Source organism: Tatumella ptyseos ATCC 33301 (assembly GCF_000735525.1).
Lineage (GTDB): Bacteria > Pseudomonadota > Gammaproteobacteria > Enterobacterales > Enterobacteriaceae > Tatumella > Tatumella ptyseos.
This window is the reverse complement of the sequence record NZ_JMPR01000051.1, coordinates 1-6,412: the sequence shown is the minus strand read 5'-3', so window position 1 is coordinate 6,412 and position 6,412 is coordinate 1. Positions and strand designations below refer to the sequence as shown.

General features: G+C 51.2%; 6 protein-coding genes. 5 read left to right on the top strand and 1 reads right to left on the bottom strand.

Annotated elements, in window-relative coordinates:
• Nucleotides 1–340 precede the first annotated feature (340 nt).
• From mscS to GTPT_RS15805, 3 genes are all read left to right on the top strand, one after another.
• The gene (gene mscS, locus GTPT_RS15815; RefSeq protein ID WP_025902730.1) at nucleotides 341–1,210 is read left to right on the top strand and encodes a small-conductance mechanosensitive channel MscS; all 870 of its coding nucleotides are present in this window, start codon (nucleotides 341–343) and stop codon (nucleotides 1,208–1,210) included.
• A gap of 148 nt (nucleotides 1,211–1,358) precedes the next feature.
• Nucleotides 1,359–1,988, top strand: coding sequence for a LysE family transporter (locus tag GTPT_RS15810; RefSeq protein ID WP_025902729.1), 630 nt, complete (start codon nucleotides 1,359–1,361; stop codon nucleotides 1,986–1,988).
• A gap of 93 nt (nucleotides 1,989–2,081) precedes the next feature.
• Complete coding sequence (locus GTPT_RS15805) at nucleotides 2,082–2,849, top strand: oxidative stress defense protein (RefSeq protein ID WP_025902728.1); 768 nt, start codon at nucleotides 2,082–2,084, stop codon at nucleotides 2,847–2,849.
• A 13-nt stretch (nucleotides 2,850–2,862) separates the two neighbouring features.
• Here GTPT_RS15805 and GTPT_RS15800 read toward each other — a convergent pair whose 3' ends face one another.
• Nucleotides 2,863–3,783 carry a LysR family transcriptional regulator ArgP gene (locus GTPT_RS15800; RefSeq protein WP_025902727.1) on the bottom strand — a complete coding sequence of 307 codons (921 nt, stop codon included), beginning with the start codon at nucleotides 3,781–3,783 and terminating at the stop codon, nucleotides 2,863–2,865.
• Nucleotides 3,784–3,971: 188 nt separating this feature from the next.
• Between GTPT_RS15800 and rpiA the strand changes: the two genes are divergently transcribed.
• Together rpiA and serA are read left to right on the top strand one after the other, a co-directional pair.
• Entirely contained in the window at nucleotides 3,972–4,637 is a 666-nt protein-coding gene (rpiA, locus tag GTPT_RS15795) for a ribose-5-phosphate isomerase RpiA (protein ID WP_025902726.1), read from the top strand.
• Nucleotides 4,638–4,873: 236 nt separating this feature from the next.
• Nucleotides 4,874–6,112, top strand: a complete 1,239-nt coding sequence (serA, locus tag GTPT_RS15790) for a phosphoglycerate dehydrogenase (protein ID WP_029991307.1) — start codon at nucleotides 4,874–4,876, stop codon at nucleotides 6,110–6,112.
• Nucleotides 6,113–6,412: the final 300 nt, after the last annotated feature.

Below are 6,412 nucleotides of genomic sequence, written 5' to 3'. Positions count from 1 at the left end.
CCCGCAGCGGGATGCAGGCAGCATGCCGGACAATAAAGCGAACGGAATACTCGCGATCTGACTATAAAAACCTACAGCCAAATTCATTACCCACAAACCTGAGACAAAAATTCCCGGTCGCCCACGGCAGGGCTTAGGCAGCAAGCCTTATTACAAAGCGAACGGAATATTCACCGTGCTGATTAAAAAACGACAGATGAACCGAACACTCACCACCCTGATAAAAAATCCCCCAATACGAATTTGGCATTCTGCCATTTATTGTTTACCCTTGTGCGGAGCTGTCGGAGTGGCAGGCTCTGTTCGTTTCACTCAGGAATTTTTATTACAGGATTATTAAATGCAAGACTTAAATGTTGTGGGAAGCCTCCACAATGCCGGCAGTTGGCTGGCACGCAATCAGGACCTATTGCTGAGTTATGCGGTAAATGTTGCAGCAGCAATTGCCATTCTCTTTGTCGGTTTCATTGTCGCCCGTGTGGTGTCTAATGGTTTAAACAAAGTGCTGCGCGCCCGTAGCATTGATCAGACCGTTGCTGACTTTCTGTCGGTCCTTTTACGTTATGTCATTATCGCATTTACCGTCATCGCTGCACTGAGCCGTGTCGGCGTACAAACCGCCTCGGTGATCGCCGTGTTGGGTGCCGTAGGTCTGGCCGTGGGCCTGGCTCTGCAAGGTTCACTGTCGAACTTTGCTGCTGGTGTACTGCTGGTAACCTTACGCCCTTTCCGTGTCGGTGAGTTTGTGGATATCGGGGGGGCATCGGGCACCGTACTGAGTGTCCAGATTTTCTCTACCACGCTGAGAACCAGTGATGGCAATATGGTTGTCGTCCCTAACGGCAGCATTATCTCCGGTAAAATCACTAACTACAGCCGCGAGCCATTAAGCCGCAGCCAGTTTATCATTGGTGTCTCTTATGACTCTGATATCGATGAGGTTTTTTCTGTTCTGCGTAAAGTGGTTGAAGCTGAATCCCGTGTCGTTAAAGATAAGCCTGTCGTTGTTGCATTGAACGAAATGGGTGCTTCCAGCCTGAATGTCGTTGTTCGTTGCTGGACAACGTACAATGATCAGACCCAGACTTATTGGGATCTGATGGCAGCCTTTAAACGCGCATTGGATGCCAATAAAATTGGTCTGCCATATCCGCAAATGGATGTGCATCTGTACAACCAGGCGCCAGTCAAAGCAGACGCTGCAGAGTAATTCCCCGGCCTGTCTGTGTTCCGTACAGACAGGCCGCTTCCGCTATCCCTCCCCGCATAAGTTTTACTAATTGCTGATAAGTTCTTTCCATTTCCTTTTCCGGTGGAAAATCGCCAGACTCTGCTCTTAAATTTGCGGAGGAATACTTATGTTGTTCTATTTACAAGGAATTACCCTTGGAGCGGCGCTTATTCTGCCGCTAGGTCCCCAGAATACATTAATACTTAATCAGGGAATATTGCGTCAGTATGCGTTGATGGCAGCCAGTTTCTGTATGCTCAGTGATGTTGTACTGATCGGATCAGGTATTTTTGGCGGCAGTGCTTTGTTACAGCATTCTGCGCTGGCATTACAGTGCATCACCTGGGCGGGTTGTGCATTTTTACTCTGGTACGGCTGGGGCACTTTTCGTCAGGTGTTCAGACCGGTACCGGCAGAAAGTGAACGGCAACCCGCGGGTCGTCAGCGTATGAAATTACTGATGACGTTATTCGCGGTCACCTGGCTGAACCCGCATGTCTACCTGGATACCTTTGTTGTGCTGGGAAGCCTGGGGAGTCAGGTGCCGGGAGAAGAGCGTGTCTGGTTTGCTGCCGGAGCCATTACCGCATCTGTCGTCTGGTTTTATGCACTGGCACTGCTTGCCGGGACATTATCTCCCTGGTTACGGCGTCCACGTACACGACAGGTCATCAATTTACTGGTCGCGCTAATGATGTTCTTTCTGGCATTCCGGCTATTTGAAGACGGGGTTTATATGCTCAGAGACTCTGTGTAAAGCTTTGTCGGATAGCGAACTTTTCCCTGCCACCTGAATCCAATTGGCTATAGTTCGGCCACATCTTATAGTTAACTTTCCGGGAGAGACGCTGTGAAACTTTACCCAATGGTGATATCTGTTGCACTGGCAGGCAGTCTGTCGGCACTGCCTGTTATGGCGGCTGATGTACCCGACCAGCCACATATCAGTACCTCCGGCCATGCCTCGGTTGAGGTAAAGCCGGATATGGCGACTCTGACGATTGTTGTTGAGCAGACAGCCAGGCAGGCGGCGGAAGCGAAAAAACGTGTTGATGATCGGGTAGCACAATACTTTGATTATCTGCAGCAGCAGGGAGTAGTGAAAAAAGACATTGATGCAGCCAATATCAGTACGCAGCCTCAATATGATTACAGTAAACAGGGCAAACCCCAACTGACCGGCTATCAGGCATTGCGCCAGGTGACGGTTACGGTCCGGCAGATAGACAAACTGAATACCTTGCTGGACGGTGCATTAAAAGCAGGGCTGAATGAAATTCGTTCGGTCAGTCCGGGAGTCAGTCAGCCGCAGCGCTATCAGCAGCAGGCCCGGGATGAAGCGATTAAAGATGCAATCTCACAGGCGAGTGCACTGGCGAAAGGGTTTAATACCCGACTGGGGCCGGTATGGAGTATTCAGTACCATACCGAAGATACCTCTGCCCGTCCGGTGATGCGGATGTACAGTCTGGCGAAGGCCAATGCCGATACCACACCGCAGCAAACCTACGAGCAGCAAAGCATCAGCTTTGATGACAATGTGAATGTCGTCTTTGAACTGTTCCCGCCATCAAAGCCTGCCGTTACGCCGGTTGCAGAGCCGGAAAACCAGCCCTGAACAGGTAAGGCCTTCAGAACGCACCGGCATCAGCCGGATACTCTCCCTGTCGTAATACCCGGTGCCCGTGTTCCAGCAGGGCATCGGTGACACGACGCATTAAACGACTCTCCGGCGCAAACCGGTGCCAGTACAGCATCCGCCGCTGGTACAGGCCGGGAGTCAGGTCGACCAGTTCCCCTCTTGCCAGTTCGTTGCCAATCTGCAGATGCGGGATCATACAGCAGACAGAACTTTGTCTGGCTAGCTGAACAAAGGCTTCGGAAGAGTTGACGATATGGCAGGGTACACTGCCCGGCGGCAGATCAAAATACTGCTGCAGAAAGGCCTGATGCATATCATCCAGATGGTCAAAGGCGACCGCAGGGGCTTTCAGTAATGCATTCCGTGTCACCCCGTTCGGGAAATAGCGGCTGGCAAATTCGGGGGAGGCGACAAACAGATAATCCAGAGCCCCTAATTGGTCCACGAGGCAACTCGGTAATGCCTGAGGCTGAATACTCACCGCTCCTACAACCTCACCGCGGCGCAGACGTTCCTGTGTCCTGCTTTCATCTTCTACCTGCAGGTTAAGTCGTACCGGTGAGTCGGCCAGCACATCTTTCAGAGCCGGCAGTAACCAGGTTGCCAGGCTGTCGGCGTTAACTGCGATAGACAGCAGTAGCGGTGTACTGCCGCCCGATTCGTCCGCCAGCCACTGCTCTTCCAGCATCTCTACCTGATGCAGTAACGCCAGTAACTTCTGACCCTGCTCGGTGGGGCGGGGAGGAACAGTACGGACCAGCAGGGGCTGACCAAAAAGATTCTCCAGCTGTTTAATACGCTGTGAAACAGCTGACTGGGTAATGCATAACTTTTGTGCAGCGCGTTCAAAACCCCGCTCTCGTATCACTGCATCCAGGGCCTGAAGGGTTCGGTAATCCGGGCGTTTCATGGGTGTTTTCTCTCGGCTGCAGGGAAAACATATCCCCGGTTAAGTTCACTGACGCGCACTAAGATAGTATCTCCGTAATTTTGCTGACGGTTTTATAAAACATGGGAACTTGCCAGCAAGAGTAGGTTTTTTTTCTTTTGCTTGTTTTATACTACGCTGACGAACAGAGCGTACAGGTTTAACATATCATGAGCCGTGATGAATTAAAAAAAGCAGTGGGTCAGGCAGCACTGAAGTATGTCCGTCCCGGAGCGGTAGTAGGTGTGGGTACCGGCAGTACCGTTGCTCATTTTATTGATGCACTAGCCACCATGAAGCATGACATTGAAGGGGCTGTATCCAGTTCTGAAGATTCGACGGCAAAATTGCTGGCCTGCGGTATCCCGGTCATCGACCTGAATAATGTCGATCAGTTATCGGTGTATGTAGATGGTGCAGATGAAATCAACCCGCAAATGCAGATGATTAAAGGTGGCGGCGCTGCGCTCACCCGCGAGAAAATCATCGCCGCGGTGGCAGAGCAGTTTATCTGCATCGCCGATGCCAGCAAACAGGTGGATGTTCTGGGGCATTTCCCATTACCGGTCGAGGTTATTCCGATGGCCAGGGCGTATGTTGCCAGGGAACTGGTGAAAATGGGTGGGTTACCGGAATATCGACAGCATGTGGTAACAGATAACGGGAATATTATTCTTGACGTTTACAACCTCAGCATTGTCAATCCGGCGGAGCTTGAGCGTAAAATCAATGCATTACCGGGTGTAGTGACGGTCGGGCTATTTGCGGCCAGAGGGGCTGATGTTGCGCTGATTGGTACAGAAGATGGTGTGATCACATTGAAGAAAGGCGTCTGAGAGACGTCTTTTTTTTGAGTTTATTTTAGTGATTTATATCACATTTAAAACAGCAGTTGATAAATTCTGCTTTCCTGCAGACGTAATCGTTTTCTTTTTATCGAAATCTGCTGAAACCGTCGTGCGGGCAGCCTGAAACCGGGAGCGGTTTTCTGTTGCCCGTAGCGGAAATTTTGTTATGTTGACAGAAGAAATACTTATATTCGTCTCAATATCGTCAACCATAAGGTCGGGCAATGGCAAAGGTATCACTGGAAAAAGACAAAATTAAGTTTCTGCTGGTGGAAGGTGTTCATCAGACAGCGCTGGATAATCTTCGTGCAGCGGGCTATACCAATATTGAATTTCATAAAGGTGCACTGGATACCGAATCCCTGAAAGAGTCGATTCGCGATGCACACTTTGTCGGGATCCGCTCCCGTACCCACCTGACCGAAGAAGTGTTTGCGGCCGCAGAAAAATTAGTGGCGGTAGGGTGCTTCTGCATCGGGACTAATCAGGTTGACCTTGATGCGGCGGCAAAACGCGGTATCCCGGTCTTCAATGCGCCGTTCTCTAACACCCGCTCTGTTGCTGAACTGGTGATTGGTGAATTGCTGCTGTTGTTACGCGGTATTCCGGAAGCGAATGCCAAGGCACACCGTGGGATCTGGAACAAAAATGCCAAGGGTTCGTTTGAAGCCCGTGGTAAAAAACTGGGTATCATTGGTTACGGCCATATCGGCATGCAGCTGGGTGTGCTGGCTGAAAGCCTGGGGATGCATGTTTTCTTCTACGATGTGGAAGATAAGCTCCCGTTAGGTAATGCGACGCAGGTAAAACATCTGAATGATTTGCTGGGGATGAGCGATGTGGTCACCCTGCATGTGCCGGAAACCCCGAACACACAAAATATGATCGGGGCTGAACAACTGGCGGCAATGAAAAAAGGCGGCCTGCTGATCAATGCCTCCCGCGGAACGGTGATTGATATTCCGGCGCTGTGTGACGCGCTGGCAAGCAAGCATCTGAGTGGTGCTGCTATCGATGTTTATCCGCAGGAACCGGCCAGCAACAGTGATCCTTTTGTCTCGCCACTGTGTGAGTTCGACAATGTTATCCTGACGCCGCATATCGGTGGTTCCACCGAAGAAGCGCAGGAGAATATTGGCGTAGAAGTGTCCGGTAAGCTGATTAAATACTCTGATAACGGTTCAACGTTGTCAGCGGTAAACTTCCCTGAGGTTTCTCTGCCAGGCCATGCCGCCAGCGCCAGCCGTTTGCTGCATATCCATGAGAACCGTCCGGGCGTACTGACGGCCATCAACCAGATTTTTGCCGAGCAGGGCATCAATATTATGGGCCAGTATCTGCAGACCACGCCGTACATGGGTTATGTGGTTATCGATATCGATGCCCCGCAGGACGTCGCCGATAAAGCGCTGCAACTGATGAAAGGTATTCAGGGCACGCTGCGTGCCCGCCTGCTGTACTAAGTTCATCACCAGAGTCTGAAAAGGCGGGGAAACCCGCCTTTTTTGTCGCTGTTGACCCGGTATCAGGTGCTGTCATCCGGTATTAACAGATAAATACCGGTAACCGGATTACAGGGGGCAGGGCGATAGTCGGGATATTTTATTATCAGTACGGTGAGTGTTCCGTTCGTCTTACAGTAAGGCTTGCTGCCTGCATCCCGCTGCGGGCGGCCGGGCAAAGGGCGCCTGGTCACATTCACTCGTTCAGTGGTGCGATGTCGCGGTAAGACACCGGGTGGGTGGCACGGAGAAAAACGGGGG